12 protein-coding genes are annotated in these 18297 nt (G+C 65.6%); 2 read left to right on the top strand and 10 right to left on the bottom strand.

What is annotated here, in order from left to right; translation table 11 throughout:
• The first annotated feature begins 268 nt into the window (after positions 1-268).
• The gene (locus tag AC1RQG_RS27395) at positions 269-2233 is read left to right on the top strand and encodes a sigma-54-dependent Fis family transcriptional regulator (RefSeq protein ID WP_493136492.1); all 1965 of its coding nucleotides are present in this window, start codon (positions 269-271) and stop codon (positions 2231-2233) included.
• An 8-nt stretch (positions 2234-2241) separates the two neighbouring features.
• On the opposite strand, the gene AC1RQG_RS27390 is transcribed toward AC1RQG_RS27395, so the two are convergent.
• The 7 genes from AC1RQG_RS27390 to AC1RQG_RS27360 all read right to left on the bottom strand — a co-directional run bounded on the left by AC1RQG_RS27390 (position 2242) and on the right by AC1RQG_RS27360 (position 11882).
• Positions 2242-3222 carry an FAD:protein FMN transferase gene (locus tag AC1RQG_RS27390; RefSeq protein WP_493136489.1) on the bottom strand — a complete coding sequence of 327 codons (981 nt, stop codon included), beginning with the start codon at positions 3220-3222 and terminating at the stop codon, positions 2242-2244.
• A complete protein-coding gene (locus AC1RQG_RS27385) occupies positions 3222-5351 on the bottom strand; it encodes a 4Fe-4S binding protein (RefSeq protein ID WP_493136486.1) in 2130 nt (709 codons plus the stop codon). Before AC1RQG_RS27385 ends, AC1RQG_RS27390 begins: the two co-directional genes overlap by 1 nt.
• A gap of 65 nt (positions 5352-5416) precedes the next feature.
• Positions 5417-6571 (bottom strand): porin, encoded by a 1155-nt coding sequence (locus tag AC1RQG_RS27380; protein ID WP_493136484.1) that lies wholly within the window; start codon positions 6569-6571, stop codon positions 5417-5419.
• A 289-nt stretch (positions 6572-6860) separates the two neighbouring features.
• A complete protein-coding gene (locus tag AC1RQG_RS27375) occupies positions 6861-8555 on the bottom strand; it encodes a PQQ-dependent methanol/ethanol family dehydrogenase (protein ID WP_493136495.1) in 1695 nt (564 codons plus the stop codon).
• A gap of 78 nt (positions 8556-8633) precedes the next feature.
• The gene (locus AC1RQG_RS27370; RefSeq protein ID WP_493136481.1) at positions 8634-9029 is read right to left on the bottom strand and encodes a DUF779 domain-containing protein; all 396 of its coding nucleotides are present in this window, start codon (positions 9027-9029) and stop codon (positions 8634-8636) included.
• 159 nt (positions 9030-9188) lie between these two features.
• Positions 9189-10709, bottom strand: coding sequence for an aldehyde dehydrogenase (adh, locus tag AC1RQG_RS27365; RefSeq protein ID WP_493136479.1), 1521 nt, complete (start codon positions 10707-10709; stop codon positions 9189-9191).
• Between the two features lie 237 nt (positions 10710-10946).
• Positions 10947-11882 (bottom strand): beta-propeller fold lactonase family protein, encoded by a 936-nt coding sequence (locus tag AC1RQG_RS27360; RefSeq protein ID WP_493136477.1) that lies wholly within the window; start codon positions 11880-11882, stop codon positions 10947-10949.
• A 200-nt stretch (positions 11883-12082) separates the two neighbouring features.
• Between AC1RQG_RS27360 and AC1RQG_RS27355 the strand changes: the two genes are divergently transcribed.
• The gene (locus AC1RQG_RS27355) at positions 12083-14227 is read left to right on the top strand and encodes a TonB-dependent receptor family protein (protein ID WP_493136474.1); all 2145 of its coding nucleotides are present in this window, start codon (positions 12083-12085) and stop codon (positions 14225-14227) included.
• A 6-nt stretch (positions 14228-14233) separates the two neighbouring features.
• Here AC1RQG_RS27355 and AC1RQG_RS27350 read toward each other — a convergent pair whose 3' ends face one another.
• The 3 genes from AC1RQG_RS27350 to pedF are packed head-to-tail and all read right to left on the bottom strand — an operon-like array spanning position 14234 to position 17986.
• Complete coding sequence (locus AC1RQG_RS27350; RefSeq protein WP_493136472.1) at positions 14234-16630, bottom strand: TonB-dependent receptor; 2397 nt, start codon at positions 16628-16630, stop codon at positions 14234-14236.
• Positions 16627-17460: a substrate-binding periplasmic protein gene (locus AC1RQG_RS27345; RefSeq protein ID WP_493136469.1), complete on the bottom strand. Its 834-nt coding sequence runs from the start codon at positions 17458-17460 to the stop codon at positions 16627-16629. The genes AC1RQG_RS27350 and AC1RQG_RS27345 overlap by 4 nt, the downstream gene beginning before the upstream one ends.
• Positions 17461-17512: 52 nt before the next feature.
• Positions 17513-17986, bottom strand: coding sequence for a cytochrome c-550 PedF (gene pedF, locus AC1RQG_RS27340; protein WP_493136466.1), 474 nt, complete (start codon positions 17984-17986; stop codon positions 17513-17515).
• Positions 17987-18297: the final 311 nt, after the last annotated feature.

Raw genomic sequence — 18297 nt, 5'->3', positions numbered from 1 at the left:
GCTCGTCAACCCCTCGTTTTCGCCCCGCTCAACTCGCACTACACGCGCCGTTTTGCGGGGAGGCGAACTATAGCAAAGGGCAGCGGACTTTGTCCAGCCCCACCCTCCAATCAGTTGGCACCATGTTTGCTTACCATAGCTTAAGCAACAGTGTCCGCACGGGACGGACAACTGATTTTGCTCAAAATTTGCGCAGGTGTTACATTATGGAACACCTGATGCAAGAGAGAGCCGTCAATAACGGCCTAACGGAGATATTGAGAACGCCATGCACCCACAGACTGCTCCAGATCTGCACAGTGCCCCTTCGTCTGCATTAGGGGCAACCTCCGCAAATGGATGGGCGGACAAGATGCCGCTTATCATCGAATCATCACATCAGCGCTCCCTGTCCTACGGCCTCAATCGCGAGGGTAAGCCGGATTTCAATCCGCTGGCCCGGGGCGACCTGAACGCGCTGATTGAACAGAACCGCCTGCTGCACGCCCACGCCCTGCCGGCCATGGAGACGCTCTACCAGCAGATCGTCAACACGCACAACATGGTGATCCTGACCGATGCCAACGGCGTGATCGTCCATTCGCTCGGCGACGACGACTTCCTGGAGAAGGCCAACCGCGTCGCGCTGCAACCGGGCGTGGCCTGGTCCGAGCAAAGCCGCGGCACCAACGCGATCGGCACCGCCATCGCGGAATGCGCGCCGGCGCTGGTGCACGCCGACCAGCACTACCTGTCGGCCAACCATTTCCTGACCTGCTCCGCCGCCCCCATCACCGACCACCTGGGCAATGTGATCGGCGTGCTCGATGTGTCGGGCGACCAGCGCAGCTTCCACAAGCACACCATGGCCCTGGTGCGCATGTCGGCGCTAATGATCGAAAACCAGCTGTTCTCCGCCACGTTCGAAGATGCGATCACGCTGCACTTCCACGTGCGCCCGGAGTTCATCGGCACGCTGATGGAAGGTATCGCGTCGTTCAGCCCCGGCGGCCGCTTCCTGTCGGCCAACCGCAACGGCCTGTTCCAGCTTGGCCTGTCCTACGCGGCGCTGCAATCGCACACCTTCAGCTCCCTGTTTGGCTTGCCGGTATCGGCGCTGTATGAGCACTACCGCACCGCGTCGCCAGGCCTGCTGAACCTGTGCATGCACAACGGCGTGCGCGTGTTCGGCCGCGCCCAGCTGCGCCTGTCCAACAGCGTATTCCAGCAAGCGCTGTCGGAACCGCATGGCGCGTCGGCGGCGTCCCAACCCAGCCGCGCCGCCGGCAACGCGCGCCGCCTGTCCGGCCTGCGCTACCTGCGCACCGGCGATCCGCAGCTGGAACTGGTGATCGAAAAGGTGAGCAAGGTACTGGGGCGCGACATCCCCATCATGATCATGGGCGAGACGGGCACCGGCAAGGAATTGCTGGCCCAGGCCATCCACAACGATTCGCCGCGCGCCATGAGCCCATTCGTGGCCGTGAACTGCGCGTCGATCCCGGAAACGCTGATCGAATCCGAACTGTTCGGCTATGAGGACGGCGCGTTCACCGGCGCGCGCAAGAAGGGCGCGGCCGGCAAAATCCTGCAGGCGAACGGCGGCACGCTGTTCCTCGACGAGATCGGCGACATGCCCTTCAGCCTGCAGGCCCGCCTGCTGCGCGTGCTGCAGGAACGGATGGTGACGCCGCTCGGCAGCGACAAATCCATCCCCGTCAACGTGGAGCTGATCTGCGCCACCAACCACAACCTGCGCGAACGCATGGCGCAAGGCTTGTTCCGCGAGGATCTGTATTACCGCCTCAACGGCCTGGTGGTCAAACTGCCGCCGCTGCGCGAACGCACGGACCTGGAGACGGTGGTCAAGAAGATCCTGGCGGCGGAATCGGAAAATGGCGGCTATGAGGTCTCGCCTGAGATCCTGCAACTGTTCCGGCGCCACAAATGGCCCGGCAACTTCCGCCAGCTCACCAACCTGCTGCGCACCGCCATCGTGATGGCCGGCGACGAACAGGAAATCGGCCTGCGCCACATGCCGGACGACTTCCTCGACGATATCGAGCAGACCCAGGCCATGGACACCCAGGCGACGACGGCGCAGATGATCGCCACCGGCGCCAACCTGGAGGAGATGGAGCAATCGGTGATTCTGCGCTCGCTGGAGGCGAACGGCGGCAATGTGTCCGCCACGGCGCGCGCGTTGGGCGTGTCGCGCAACACCATCTACCGCAAGGTGCCCAACCTGAAGTAGCGGCGCCGTTACGCCGGCGGCGGGAAGTTGGGCGTCTGCCAGCCGCGGCCCTGCTTGTCGATGGTCATCAGATCCACGCCGGGCAACTGTGCGGCCAGCGCGGCAGCCCTCGCCCGCCCCATCACCATGAACGCGGTGGACAGACCGTCCGCCAGCATGGCGTTGGGCGCGAGCACGCTGACGCTGGCCAGTTCCGCCGGCGAATCGCCGAGCGCCGGATCGAAGATGTGATGGTGGACGAAGTCCGGCGTGAATGTGGTCTCGTAATCGCCGGACGTGGCCACGCCGCAGCCTTCGATGTACAGCGTAGTGGCCAGCGCATCGGCATCGCGCGGCGCGCGGATGCCGAGCGTCCACGGTTGCTGGTGCTGCTTGCGCCCGCGCGCGACGAATTCCCCCGTGTCCAGCAACGCGTGCTGGATGCCCCGCGCCTGCAGCGCCGCCAGCGCGCAGTCGGCCGCGTAGCCCTGGGCGACGCCATTGAGCGTGATCGCCATGCCAGGCCGCGCCAGCCGCACGGCGTCGCGATCGAATTCCAGCTCCCGCCAGCCGACCAGCGCGCGCGCCTCCCGCCGGGCCGCCTCGGTGGGCAACGCGCCGCGCGCGGCCGCCTCGCTGAAGGCGCGCCACAACGGCTGGACGGTGATATCGAACGCCCCGTCACTGAGCCTGGACAGTTCGCGCGCCTGCGTGAGCACGGCCAGCAGCTGCGCATCGGGTTGCGCCAGCACCCCATCGCGATTGAGCTGGTACACCTGGCTGGCCGGATGGTAGATGCTCATCAGCCGGTCGACCCGCTGCGCCGCATGCAAGGCCTCATCGATGGCCTGCCGCGCCAGTCGCTCGTCCGCGTGCAGCACCGAGATGGAGATGGTGGTGCCAAACGCCAGCGCCGCGCCGCTATGCAGCGGCTGGTCAGAACACAGGGCCAGGCCGCTGGCGCCCGCCAGCACACCCATCGAGGCACATAAAAAGGTACGGCGTTTCATCACTGGCCTCCTGCCATCGGCATGATGGGAATGGTGCGGCGTCGTTTGACTTCCATGATCCGCGGCGCGCACTTCTCGTCGCTCTCGTAGATCACCACGCAGTCCATGCACTGGAAGCATTCCGCGTAGTCGATGTCACCGGCCGGTTTGATGGCCTGGTAATCGCAACTGTGGCGGCAGGTCTGGCATGGCTTGCCGCATTCGCTGCGCCGCGCGATCCACGACAACAGACGGAACCTGCCCAGCAGCGCCAGCCCGGCGCCGAATGGACACAGGTAACGGCAAAAGAATTTATACACGAACGCGCTCGCCGCCAGCAGCGCCACGGCATACACGACGAACGCCCACGAGCGGTCGAAGGCCAGCGTGATCGACGTCTTGAACGGCTCCAGCTCCACCAGCCGGTCGGTCCACGCGCCGGCGAACAGGGTGCTGGCGAGGATCAGCGCCAGCAGCCCATATTTGAGGAGCTTGAGGCGCGCATCCGTCGCGCTGCGCAGGCGGTACTGCGGGATGCCGAACTTCTGCGCGGCCTTGCCGACGAATTCCTGCATCGCGCCGAACGGACATAGCCAGCCGCAGAAGGTGCCGCGTCCCCACACCAGCAGCGACATGAACACGAAGCCCCACAACACCACCGTCATCGGATCGAACAGCATGAACTCAAGGCTGCGATGGGCCAGCAACGCCTGCAGCACCCCCGTGATGTTCACGATCGACAGCTGCCCTTGGGCGTAGTAGCCGATGAATGCGATGGTGAACACCAGGTAGCCGCGCCGGAACCAGGCGAAGCGCGCGCCCTCGGCGGTGAGCCGCTTCTGCCGGCTGAGTGCCAGCGCCAGCACCGCCAGCCCGGCCGCCAGCACCAGCAGGTCGACGGCGCGGCCGCGCCAGATGGCCCGCCACGATTTATCGTCCCCCTCGGGCGCGACATAGAACCGCTCCGGCAGCCGGTACTCGATGTCGAAGCTGCGGGTGATGCGCTCCGGGTACACGATGCCCTTGTTGCGGGTGATGGGCAGCGAAAAGTGGAACACGCCAGCCGGGTCCAGTCCGGCCTGCGCGATCACGCGGAACGCGGTCACCGTGTAGCCGGGCAGCTGCTCGCGCGCCACCGCCAGGTCCAGGTCCAGGTCGCGCATGTCGATCGGCAGCTGATCCTGCTTCAACAGCAGGCGCTCGGACAGGCTGCCGCGCACGAAGTCGTCGCCCGTCACGCTGTAGCGCCCGGTCGACATCACGAGGATGGCGTGGTCGCCCTCCTCCAGACGGCCCTTCAGTTTGCGCCAGCCACGCTCCGTCAGCAGGTTGCGTCCCACGGACGGCACCGATACGCAGGCCACGTACAGGTCGATGAACAGGTCGTCGGGCCGCGCCAGCGCTTCCGGGTCCAGTCCCGCGCCGTCGCCGCCGACGAACAGCCGTTCGACATCGCGGTTGCGCAGGCGCAGATGCTGCACCAGCCCATCGGACTGCATGCGCTGCAAATCCATCGATTCGAACAGATCCGGCTTCACCCGCGCGATCTGGTCCGGGTCGCGCCCCTGCGCGAAGCCCAGCTTCTTGCGCGACACTTTGAGCGCCGCCGCCAGCACGCTCTGGTTGATGATGCGCACCGAGGCCGTGGCCTTCGACACGCCGTCGATGTAGGCGTGCGCGGCGTCCGGATGGCGCTCGCGCTTGCTGTTGGTCTCGATGCTGATGTTCTGCTTGAGCGACAAGCCCTTGTACTGTTTGACGAACTGGATCAGCGGGCCCTCGCCCAACCCGTCCAGGAATACCGGCTCGTGCTGCGACAGCACGGCCACGTCGAGGAATCCGCCGCGCGGGTCGATCGCCACCAGCAGATTGGGCGGCACTCCCGCGAAGCCCGGCACCGGGGCCAGGTCGACCGATTCGAACACATAGGCGACCAGCTCCGTGGCCGTCGCGTTCTGCTTGAAGATGGGCCAGACGGGCAAGTCCGCGTCACGCTCGCCCACCATCAGCGGCGCCGGGAAGCGGCGCTCCAGCTCCGCCTTGTCCAGCACGCCGGCGCGCACCGGCGCCGCCGCCAGCAGCATGGCCGCGAACATGGCCATGAGAACGGGCAGCAGCAGCGCACGCGATATCGAATTCAAAACACGCATGGTGGTCGTCTCGTCCCCTGTCGCGGCGCGGCCAGCCGCACCGCGCCGCGATCAGTGAGGCGCTATCAGAAGAAGATGATGCCGCCCACGGAGACGCCATTCATCTTCGCCTCGCCGCCGTTAAAGCCCTTGGAGCGGGTCTGGCCCACTTCGCCCACCAGCGAGATCGCGCTGGTCAGCGAGTAGTACATGCCGGCGGTCAGGTTGGCGTTCGACTTCAGGCCACCGGTGCCGATGGTGTTGTCGTCGTTCTTGCTGATGCCGTAGCCCAGGCCCAGCTTGAGCTTCTCGGTTGGCTTGTAGGTGGCCTGCACGAAGTAGTTCTTCGCTTTGACGTCGCCCTGGTCGCCGTCCGACAGCACGCCCAGGCCTTTACCGCCCTGGAAGTTGGCCAGCAGGCCGGCGGCGCCAGCCTGGTACGACAGGCCAAGTTCCACGGCCGACATGGTGAAGTCGTTCACGCCCGGCGTGACGGACGAGAACTTCTGCGACTTGGCGCCCAGCCAGCCCTTGAAGCCGTCGGCCGCGTAGGTCACCTGCGCCTGCACCTGCGGGCTGTTCTTGGCCGAGTAGGTGGAGGCGGCGACGACAGGGGTGTCGGACACGGGGCTCACCAGCGCCGCGTCGAAGCCCAGGCCGGAGGTCGACTTCGGCGCGCTGTAGGCGATCTGGCCGTAGTAGCCCACGTAGCTGTAGCCGGCGCCGATGTGGCCCAGCGTGACGCGGCCGCGCTGGGTGGCCTGCACCGGCGCGCCCGAGCCGATCAGCGTCATGTCGCCGAAGATGGCGCCGGCGCCGAAGATGCCGTTGTCGCGGCCCAGCTTGACGGTGCCCATCTCGGCGTTGCCGAAGGTGAAGTAGGCCTGACGCACGTCCACGCCGCTGTTGGCGGCGATGGCGCTGTCGGTGGCCGTGGCGTTGTAGATGCCGATCAGCGCTTTGACGTCGTAATCGCCCTGGCGCGACGAAGCCGACGTCACCAGGCCGTTCGGCAGCAGGCCGTTGCCGATGGTGGTGCGATTGGACTCGCCGCCGCAACCGAGGCCTTTGCCGGCCAGCGCCAGCCCGCCCACGGCGTCACCGGAGCACGACACCTGCGTGTAATAGGCATTGACGATGCCGCCGACATTGACCGTCCAGTCGCCGGCCTTGATGTCCACCGCCTGTGCCGATTGAGTACCTGCAGCTGCCAGCGCGCCCAGCAAGAAAATCTTCTTCATCACTTTCTCCATATTGTTCTAGGTTTGGTCAGACACATCACGTTTGATGTAAGCGTGTAATGGCAATTTGCGTGCCTGTCGCATCACAGAGGGGGAAACGGCGCGATCGCCGTGCGCGCTGTGCTGTATCGGATCAGCGTGCGCGCCCACTGTCCTAAATTTGATCGCCACGCGGGCTGCGGATGGCGCCGCACAAAAAAAAACTGACGGCCGAAGCCGTCAGTAAAAAGAAGCGTTCAAGCGCCTAGGGGAGACTAACCGCGCATGTTAAGAACGCTGCCGACGTAAATCATTTGGCTGGCAGTTTGAACACCCACACCGAACCGCCCTGCTCCAGGAAGTTGACCTTCTTGGCCACTTCGCCGCCCCACAGCGGCACCGCGCCACCCCAGCCCGACACCACGGCCACGTACTGGACGCCGCCGTCCTGCCACGTCACAGGAGGCGCGACCACGCCGGAGCCGGTCTGGAACTTCCACAGTTCCTTGCCGTTCTTGGCGTCGACCGCCTTCAGGTAACCTTCAGGCGTGCCGTAGAACACCAGGCCGCCGGCGGTGGTCATCACACCGCCCCACAACGGCGCCGAGTTCTTGTCCTCCCAGACGATCTTGCCCGTCTTCGGATCGATCGCGCGCATCGCGCCGATGTAGTCCTCGTTCAGCGGACGGATGGTGAAGCCCGCGCCCAGGTAGGCGCCGCCCTTCTTGTAGCTGACCGGCTCATTCCAGATGTCCATGCCCCACTCGTTGGCCGGCACGTAGAACAGCTTGGTCTGCGGGTTGTACGCCATCGGCATCTGGTTCTTCGCGCCCAGGAAGGCCGGCGCTGAGAACACGGTGCTGCCCTTCTTGCCCGCCTCGCCCTGGGTCGGATCGCCGGGACGGTTCTCCTTCACGAAGTTCGGACGGCCCGTCTTGAGGTCGATGCCGGTGGCCCAGGTGATCTTCTTCACGAACGGGAAGGCGTTCTGCAGCTTGCCGTTGTTGGCGTCGATCACGTAGAAGAAGCCGTTGCGGTCGGCCTTGCCGCCGTAACGCTTGCCGTCCATGTCGAAGGTGACGAACTCGTTGGCGCCGTCGAAGTCCCACGAATCGTTAGGCGTGTTCTGGTAGGCCCACTTGATCTGGCCCGTCTTCGGATCGATCGCCACGGTGGACGACGAGTACAGGTTGTCGCCGGGACGCAGGTGGCTGTTCCATGGCGCCGGATTGCCGGTGCCGAAGTAGGCCAGCTTGGTCGACGGGTCGTAGGTGCCGCCCATCCAGGTCGAGGCGCCGCCCGTCTTCCACAGTTCGCCCGGCCAGGTCTTGTTGAGCGTGCCCGACACGCCGTTCGCGATCGCGTTGCCGTCCTTGTCGTACTTGTAGCCCATGTGGCCTTCGACCGTCGGACGGGTCCACAGCAGCTCGCCCGTCATCGGGTTGCGCGCCTCGACCCGGCCCACGATGCCGAACTCGCCGCCCGACACGCCCGTCAACAGTACGCCGTCGGCGATCAACGGCGCTGCCGTCATCGAGTAGCCGGCCGCGTAGTCGTCGACCTTCTCCTTCCACACCACCTTGCCCGTGTCCTGGTCCAGGGCCACCAGCTGCGCGTCCAGCGTGCCGAAGATGACCAGGTTGCCGTACAGGGCGGCGCCGCGGTTGACCACGTCGCAGCATGGCATGATGGCGTCCGGCAGGCGGTGCTCATATTTCCACAGCTTGGCGCCCGTCTTCAGGTCGATGGCGAAAATGCGCGAGTACGAGGCGGTGATGAACATCTTGCCCTTGTAGATCACGGGCTGCGATTCCTGGCCGCGCTGCTTCTCGCCGCCGAACGAGAACGACCATGCCGGCGTCAGCTTGTCGACGTTCTTGGTGTTGATTTGCGTGAGTGGGGAAAAACGCTGGCCTTCCGAACCCATGCCGAACGACAGCACGCTGTCGGTGGCCTTGCTGGCATCGTTGAGCATGGCCGTGGTGACGTTGGCGCCGTGCGCCATCGTCAGGATGCTCATGCCGACCAGCGATGCGATAATTTTTTTCTGCACAATCTTCTCCTCTGTTCCCGTTTTTCGAAATTAGCTACTGTGTTTTACTGCGTGCTGCTCCGCGCTGTTGAGCACCGCAAGCTCCTCGTCCGTGAACAGGCGCGAGCGGGTCAGGAAGCGCTTCCCGGTACCGTTATCGAGCGAGAACATGCCGCCGTTCCCGTCCACAACATCGATGATCAACTGCGTGTGCTGCCAGTACTCGAACTGCTCCAGTCCCATGTAAAACGGCGTGCCATCCAGGTTGCCGAGATAGACGTCCGTGTCGCTGAGATTGAAGTCCCCGGCGCCGTAGCACATCGGCGCGCTGCCGTCGCAACAACCGCCGGACTGGAAGAACATCAGCGGTCCGTGCTGGCGGCGCAATCCCGCCAAAAAATCCAGTGCCGCCGCGGTGGCGGTGACGCGGGCGATGGCATTGTTCATGGGCTTCCTTTCGCAATCCCGGCGCCGCGCGCGGCGCCGGGACTTCATCAAGCACTCAAAGGCTGGTTCAAAACGCCCGTGGCGAGGCGTGGCGACGAAGACAGTGCACCTGCACGGCGAGGCGCCACAACGAAGCCACGGGCTTTTTGAAACGGCCGATTAGAAGAAACCGAGCGCGTTCGGGCTGTAGCTGACCAGCAGGTTCTTGGTCTGCTGGTAGTGGTCCAGCATCATCTTGTGGTTTTCGCGGCCGATGCCCGACTGCTTGTAGCCACCGAACGCGGCGTGGGCCGGGTACAGGTGGTAGCAGTTGGTCCACACCCGGCCAGCCTGGATGGCGCGGCCGACGCGGAAGGCGCGCGAACCGTCGCGGGTCCACAGGCCGGCGCCCAGGCCGTACAGCGTGTCGTTGGCGATGGCCAGCGCGTCCGCCTCATCCTTGAAGGTGGTCACCGACACCACCGGGCCAAAGATCTCTTCCTGGAAGATGCGCATCTTGTTGTTGCCCTTGAAGACGGTCGGACGCACGTAGAAGCCGCCTTCCAGATCGCCCGCCTGGGCGCTGCGCGAACCGCCGGCCAGCAGCTCGGCGCCTTCCTGTTTGCCGATGTCCATGTACGACAGGATCTTCTCCAGCTGCTCCAGCGACGCCTGGGCGCCGATCATGGTCGAGGCGTCGAGCGGGTTGCCCTGCTTGATGGCGGCCACGCGGGCCAGCGCGCGCTCGATGAACTTCTCGTAGATCGATTCCTGGATCAGCACGCGCGATGGGCAGGTGCACACCTCGCCCTGGTTCAGCGCGAACATGGCGAAACCTTCCAGGCACTTGTCGAAGAACGCGTCGTCCGCGTCCATCACGTCCTCGAAGAAGATGTTGGGCGACTTGCCGCCCAGTTCCAGCGTGACGGGGATCAGGTTCTGCGCGGCGTATTGCATGATCAGGCGGCCGGTGCCGGTTTCGCCGGTGAAGGCGATCTTGGCGATGCGCTTGCTCGATGCCAGCGGCTTGCCGGCTTCCAGGCCGAAGCCGTTGACCACGTTCAGCACGCCCGGCGGCAGCAGGTCGCCGATCACTTCCAGCAGCACCATGATCGAGGCCGGGGTTTGCTCGGCCGGTTTCAGCACCACGCAGTTGCCGGCGGCCAGCGCTGGCGCCAGCTTCCACACGGCCATCAGGATCGGGAAGTTCCAGGGGATGATCTGGCCGACGACGCCCAGCGGCTCATGGAAGTGGTAGGCGTAGGTTTCGGAGTCGATCTGGGCGACCGAGCCTTCCTGGGCGCGGATGCAGCCGGCGAAGTAGCGGAAGTGGTCGATCGCCAGCGGGATGTCGGCGGCCATGGTTTCGCGGATCGGCTTGCCGTTGTCGATGGTCTCGGCGGTGGCGATCAGCTTCAGGTTCGCCTCCATGCGGTCGGCGATGCGGTTCAGGATGTTGGCGCGTTCGGCCGGCGAGGTCTTGCCCCATGCGGCCTTGGCGGCGTGGGCGGCGTCCAGCGCCAGCTCCACGTCCGCTTCGGTCGAGCGGGCGATTTCGCAGAACACCTGGCCCGTGATCGGCGTGATGTTGCCGAAGTATTGTCCGTTGACCGGCGCGACGAATTTGCCGCCGATGTAGTTGTCGTAGCGTGCTTTGAATGGGTTAGCGACGCCAAGTTTGCTGATATCCGCGAGATTCATGTCATCCTCTTTCTGCTGTGGTTATGGGACCGTTCCGTGACGGCGTTGGTAAGGCACATGCTCCTAGTCGCAAACAACGTGCCAGCACCCGCAAGCGCCCCCGCTCCGGGGCCGCGCCACAGTGGGCGCGGGGCATGACGGGGGCACTTGCGGCCCGATCCGGCGCCGGCGCCGCCCTGTCACACCTGTTCCGGTTTGGAACAGGTGTGACACAGCGCCTGTGCTGCCAGCGGACCGCTAGCGGATCACCACGCCCCATGGCAGCTGGCCGACGGCGATGTCGGCCCGCTTGGCGGCGCTGGCCGTGTCGATCACGGACACGCTGTTGGAGCGGCCATTGGCCACGTACAGCGTGGCGCCATCGGCCGTCAGCGCCATGTTCCACGGCCGCTTGCCCACGGCGATGGTGTGGCTCACGGTGTTGGTGGCCGTGTCGATCACCATCACGCTGCCATCGATGCCGTTGGAGACGTAGACGTGGGCCCCGTCCGGACTGACGGCGATGCCGTTCGAGTTCTTGCCGGCCGCGACCTGCGCCACCGCCTTGCGCTCGGCCATGTCGATCACATAGACCGTGTTGACCAGTTCGCAGGCCACGTAGGCCAGGCGGCCGTCGGGCGAGAAGCCCATGCCGCGCGGACGCCGGCCCACCGCCACCGTGCCCACCTCGCGCCGGGCCGCCACGTCGATCACGTCGACCTGTTCCGCCTCCTCCGCGCTCACCAGCAGCCAGCGGCCGTCCGGGCTGAACACGGCATGCTCGGGGTTCTTGCCTTGCACCTTGATATCGGCGAGCACCTTGCCATCGGCCGCGCCGATCAGCGTCACGCTGTTGCTCTCCTCGACGGCCACCGCCACCAGCGTGCCGTCGGCGGAGGCGTTCACCCCTTCGGGCGACTTGCCCAGCGCGATGGTGCGCACAGTGGCGCCGCTGGCCGTGTCGATCACCAGCAGAGCGTTGCTGACGGCGTCCGTCACGTACAGCTGGCGCCCGGCCGGATCGGCGGCGATGCCGCGCGGGCGCTTGCCGGCGGCGATCTCGCGCACCACCGTGCCGCTGGCGACGTCGATCACGCTGACGCTGGAGGACTTCTCGTTCGGCACGTAGGCAAACGGCGCCGCATGCACCTGCGCGCACAGCAGCGACAGGGCGAATAAAGTGGAGGTTTTCACGGTACGGCCTTTCATGGGATGTGGATCGGTCGCGCGCGATCGCGCGCGTGCGCGATCCATCATGCAATCGGCGTGCCACGGCGCGTGACGCGCCGTCGCGGCATGGCAGGCAAATTGCTTACATCAACGATCAGACTTGCTGGCGCAGCGCGCCTGGAGCAGGCGTGAACCGTCAACCCGACCCGAATGGAGACCACAACATGAAACACCCAGCCTTCCGACTCAACGCCGTCGCCGCGCTATTCGCGGCCGGCAGCGCCCTGGCGCCGCAGGCGTTCGCCGCCGCCGACGCGGCCCCCGAGGCGCCCGCCGGCGCCGCCCCCGACGTGGTGGTGATCAGCGGCAGCCGGGCCGGCCATACCAGCTACGAACTGCCGGCGGCGCTCGACGTGGTCGACACGGCGCGCCTGCACGACAGCCAGGCCCGCGTCAACGCGTCCGAGGCGCTGGTGGCCGTGCCCGGCCTGGTGGTGCAAAACCGTCAAAATTACGCGCAAGACCTGCAGATCTCGTCGCGCGGCTTCGGCGCCCGTTCCGCCTTCGGCGTGCGCGGCGTGCACCTGGTGACGGACGGCATCCCGGCCAGCATGCCGGACGGCCAGGGCCAGGCCGCCACCTTCAACCTCGACATGGCCGACCACATCGAAGTGCTGCGCGGCCCGTTCTCCGCCCTGTACGGCAACCACTCGGGCGGCGTGATCCAGCTTGTCACCCGCGACGGCGAAGGTGCGCCATCGGTCGAGATGAACCTGACCGGCGGCAGCTACGGCACGCGCAAGGCGGACCTGAACGCGCAAGGCAAATCGGGCGGCATCGGCTACGTGCTCGACGCCTCGCGTTTCGACACGGACGGCTACCGCGCCCACAGCGCCGCCCGGCGCGACCAGGCCTACGCCAAGCTGACGCTGGCCCCCATGGCCGGGGCCAAACTGAGCATCGTCGCCAACGGGCTGCGCCAGGACGACACCCAGGATCCGCTGGGCGTGACCTGGGCCACCTTCCAGCGCGACCCGCGCGCCGGCGAGATCGACAGCACCGATCCCCTGTCGCCCAAACGCACACTGGCCGACCGCTACAACACCCGCAAGAGCATCCACCACGAGCAGGTCGGCGCCGTGTGGGAACAGGCGTTCGGCGACGACCGCCTGCGCGCCTCCGTCTACGGCGGCAACCGCGACGTGATCCAGTACCAGGCGTTCTCCAAAGCCTTCCAGGCGCCGGCCAGCCATTCCGGCGGCGTGGTGGACTTCGAGCGCAATTTCCATGGCACGGACCTCAACTGGCTGCACGTGAACCAGCTGGCCGGCGGCAAACTCAGCACCACCTTCGGCCTCGAGTACGGCCACTCCAGCGACGCCCGCCAGGGCTTCGAGAACTTCATCGGCACCCAGTTCGGCGTGCAAGGCAAACTGCGGCGCGACGAGGACGACATCGTCTCCAACCTCGATCCCTATCTGCAGGCCGAATGGCAGTCCGGCCCGTGGCTGGCGACGGCGGGCCTGCGCCACAGCCGCGTGAAGATCGAGGTGGACGACCACTTCCTCAGCAACGGCAACGACAGCGGCAACCTGACCTTCAGCCACACCACGCCGGTACTGGGTCTGCTGTACCAGGTGACGCCACGGCTGAACGTGTACGGCAGCGCCGCGCGCGGCTTCGAGACACCGACCCTCAATGAGCTGTTCTACTCTGGCACGGGGGCCGGCTTCAACTTCAATCTGAAGGCGGCCAACAGCACCCACCTGGAGGCCGGCATCAAGGCCCAGCCGCTGGCAGACACCCGCGTCAACGCCGCCGTGTTCCAGGTCCGCACCAGCGACGAGCTGGTGGTCGACAGCTCGGTCGGCGGCCGCACCAGCTACCGCAACGGCGGCAGCACTCTGCGCCAGGGCGCCGAACTGTCGCTCGATTCCAGCTGGCGCTACGGCCTGAGCACGCGTCTGGCGCTGACCACGCTGCGCGCCGTCTACGACCAGGCCTTCGGCACCGTCCAGCAGGGCAGCCGCCTGCCGGGCGTACCGAACGCGAACATGTACATGGAACTGGCGTGGGCCGACCGCAGCGGCCATCTGGGCGCCGCGCTGGAAGGCGTGGCCAGTGGCCGCATCTACGCGGAAGACGCGAACGCCGAAAAACCGGCACCCGGCTATGGCATCCTGAATGCGCGCATCACGGCCAAGCAGGAATGGAAGGGCTGGACCTTCAAGCAGTTCCTGCGCGTGAACAACCTGCTCGACAGAGACTACGTGGGATCGGTGATCGTGGGTGACACCAACAAGCGCTATTACGAAGCCGCACCGGGGCGCAACTGGCTGATGGGCGCCAGCGCGCGGTACGGGTTCTGACAGCGCTCAGAAGTGATAGCGCAACCCGGCCACCACAGAACGTGGTGCGCCGGGCGCGACGAAACTGACCGGCGCCGCCTGCACCGCGCCATCCAGCGGCTGCAGCAGGCGGCCATTCGGGAACATGTCCTGCGCCACGGCGCCAAAGGTTTCATAGCGGCGGTTGGTCGCGTTGTTGATGCGCGCGTACAACTCCCAGCGCTGGGTGGGGTGATAGTTCATGTGCAGGCCGAACAGGGCATAGCCATGCACGCGCAAGTCGGCGGCCTGCGGCGCCTGTCCGGCCTGGGTATCGGCGATCAAGCCATCCTCATTTCCCTGCGCGATCAGGTCCGACGTGGCCGCCAGTTCAGCGCCCAGCGTCAGCGCTGGCGTGGCGCGCCAATCCACACCCAGCTTGAGCGTATGCCGGGGCAATCCAGCGATGCGCGTGCCGGCCGCCACCCGCACATTGCGCGCGCCCGTGAACAGCGTGCCGTCGGCGTCGTACACGGCGTGCAGATAGCTGTAGCTCAGGCGCCCCGTCAGGTCGCCCCATGCTCCGCTTGCGCTCAGGTCCGCGCCCTGGTGGAGCGTGCGCTTGAAGTTGGAGAAGTAGCCCTGCTGGGTGGTGCCGGCGCTGCGGAACAGGATGTCGTCCTGGTTGACCGTGCGGTAGAGGGACAACGTGGCACTGGCGTGATGGCCGGCCTGCCAGCGCGCGCCCGCTTCGATGGTGCGCGATACCACCTGCTTCAGGTAGGGATCCGATTGCAGGCCGACCGGCAGCCGGCACGGCAGCGCGGGATCGGCGCACCCCAGTTCGATCACGGTCGGCACGCGCGTGCTCTGCGACCAGTTGGCCAGCAACGACAGGCCGCCGCCCACGTCATGCGCGACGCCGATGGCTGGATTGAGCTTCTGGTAATTGAACGCTTCCGGCGCTTGCGCGCTGCCGGCGTTGACCAGGGTGTTGGCCACGCGCGCGCGGTTGTAGCGGGCGGAGAGCGTCACGTGCGTGTCGTTCGTCACGCTCCATGTGTCCGAACCGTACAGGCCCACGGTGCGCGCGCTGCCGGACACGGACGACGTGGGCTCGCGCTCGGCGGCCGGATCGGCCTGCACGCCCCGATCCGGGGTGAAGAAGGCATCCTGCGCGAACTGGGCGAAGCTGACGCTGCTGCGGTCGAAGGTCACGCCGGCCAGCAGCTTGTGCGCCGCAATGTCGCGGCTCAGGTTAAGGCTCGCACCCTGGCTGTTCTGGCGCGTGCTGGTGGTGTTGAATGAAGCCGGATGCAGCGACGCGGCGGCGCTGCGGTCGTAGCCGCAGGTGTCCGGATTGGCGGCGCCGCCATCGGCCAGAAAGCCGGCGCCGCAATCGGCAACATAGTCGCCATAAGCCTCGCCGATGTCGCCGTTGACGGTGTCGCGCCGGCTGTTGCGCACATAGGCATTGCCCGCCAGCTCCCCCGCCTCGCCCAGATCGTGGATCACGCTGAACACGGCCTGGTGCAGGCGGTTGCGCGTCTCGTCGGCGTAGGTGTAGATGGCGCGGCGGTTGGTTTCGTACAAGCCCTGGCCGGTGTCGTCGCCGCGGTAGCTGGGCAGCAGGCCATTGCCAACCAGGCTGCTGCTGCCCCCCAACAAGGCGAGGTTCCACTCGTTGGCGCCGCTGGTGCCGCCCAGTTTGAGGTAAAGATTACCGAGCCGGCCATTCGAATGCTCGCGCCAGCCACGGTCGTTGAACAGCGTGGTGGCCAGGAAGGCATGCCACGGCTGATCGCCGCTATAGCCGTAGGCGAGATCGGTGCGCCGTTGGCCATTGCTGCCGTCCGAAACGCTGACGTCCAGTCCGGGATGGGTCTTGCCCGATTTGCTGTTGAGCGCAAGCGCGCCACCCAGCGAATTAAGGCCGTACAAGGGGTTGGAGCCGGGCGCCAGCAGCACGCTGCCGATGGCCGCTTCCGGCACCATGTCCCAATTGACGACGTCACCGAACGGCTCGTTCACCCGCACCCCGTCCAGGTAGACGGAAATGCCCTGCGAACTGCCCAGCACCGGCGAGGCGCGGAAGCCGCGAAACGTCACATCGTTCTGAAACGGACTGCCGGAGATTTCATTGACTCCCACGCCGGTCAGCGTGCGGGCCATGAACTCGCTCAGATTCTCGCCGGCCGACGGCCGCATGTCGCGCGAGGACGCCGTCTGCACGGCATAGGGCAGCAGGTTGCGGTCTATCCCAAGGCCGGGCACCGGCGCGACGCCGACCACATCGATCGACCGCAGCGCCAGCACCGGCCCCGTCGCCAGCTCCGGCAAGGCCTGCTGTTCCAACGGCGTGCTCTGCTCCGCGCTGGCGGCGGTCGCCAGCAGTGCCAGCGCAACGGCTGTCGCCAGCCGTGTGCGCTGCGGCGCCGGGTTCACGGCTGCACCAGATGCACGCCGTATTTGGCAAAGATGGCCTGCAACTCGCCGCTGCTGCGCAAGTCGTTCATGGCCGACTGCAGCAGCTTGGCCACTTCCACATCATCCTTGCGCACGGCCATGCCGACCGCCCAGCCGGCGCGCGGCAGGCGCTGGAAACTGGCTTCCTCGAGCGGGAACGCGGGATCGCCCTTGAGCGACGCCTCGATCTCCGAGCGATTGGCCAGCACGGCGTCGATCTTGCCCGCCTTGAGCTGTTCCAGCGCCTGTGCCGCTGTGTCGAAAATGCGCACGTTGTCACGGAAACGACCATTGCCCTCACCAAGCATCACCATGCCCGCGATCGACACCTTCTCAACGCCGATGGTTTTACCATTCAACGAATCGAGGCCGTTGTAGGCGGGGATGCTCTTGGCATTACGGACCAGACGCACCGATTCCACGTGATAGGGCGCGAAGATGCGGACCTTGTCGTTCTCGTTCATCAGCTTGGGCTCCACCGGCACGTGCAACATCACGTCGGCGGGACCGTAGCCCATGTAGTGCCCCTTCCAGACCATGTTGCGCAGGTCGTCGCTCAGCTCCTCGCCGGCGGGGAACGGCAGCAGGCTGAGTTTGAGGCCCAGCTTCTGCGCCAGCGCCTGTGCCAGGTCGACATCGATGCCGGCGCTATGGTCGGAATAAGGCGCGAAGTCGTTGTACACCGCCACCTTGAGCGAACCCGATTGCTGGATCTTGCTCCAGTCGGCACGCGCAGGAGAAGTGGCGCACATCAGCACACCGGCCAGGGCAATCGTCGCGCTTGCGGCGCGCATGGAGAACTTGAACATGAAAGCACCTCGGAATCAAAGACGACCTGTGGAAAAGAGGAACGAACGGGACTTATTTCACTTCCCGGCGGTCTTCCAGATAGGTCTTGATGGCCCACATGGCTTCCTGGTTGAACACGCCCTCGAACGGTGGCATGTAGACGGCGCCATTGCGCACCTTGCCGTGGCGGATCGAGGTCAGGAAGTAGTTGTCCGTCTCCTTGTAGCAGGCCTGTTTCTTCTTGTCGTTCTTGATGTCGAAGCAGTCCCGGTCAAGCTTGCGCAGGTCGGGCGCGATGCCGCCGGTGATGGCTTCCAGACCGTGGCAACGGGCGCAGTTCTGATTGTAGGCCGAGCTGCCGATTTTCAGGGCCAGCTTGTTGCCGCGGAATGGATTCTGATCCAGCCACTTGTCGCCCACAGATGGCAGGCCGGTGGTATCGACAGCCTGCGGCGTCACGTTGCCGTGGGCGTAAGCGATCATGGAGGTGAGAGCGGCCGTAGCGAAAGCGGCGCCAGCGAAGATAGTGCGAATTGGATGTTGCATGGTGGTCTCCTACCGTTTTGAAATGACTAATATCAAGGTAGTGAGCAATTGCCGTGCCATGCGCTTGACTGGCTGTTTCCCGGGCTGTTGCCGTGGCAAGAAGGGATGTGTTGTCCCATATTGGGACAGGTGTTACATGCAAGACGACAGGCGTAGCCTGCCAGGGACGAAAAAAAACCCCCGACTGCACTGAGCGCGATCTTGAGCGCGTTCAGGCTGACGGGGGTTTTTCTGTATAACTAGCTTGACGATAACCTACTTTCACACTGGTTGCAGCACTATCATCGGCGCAGAGTTGTTTCACGGTCCTG

The organism is Rugamonas sp. GW822-FHT03B10 (assembly GCF_058801745.1).
The sequence above is the reverse complement of the archived record's forward strand: the minus strand, read 5'-3'. Positions and strand labels throughout refer to the sequence as shown.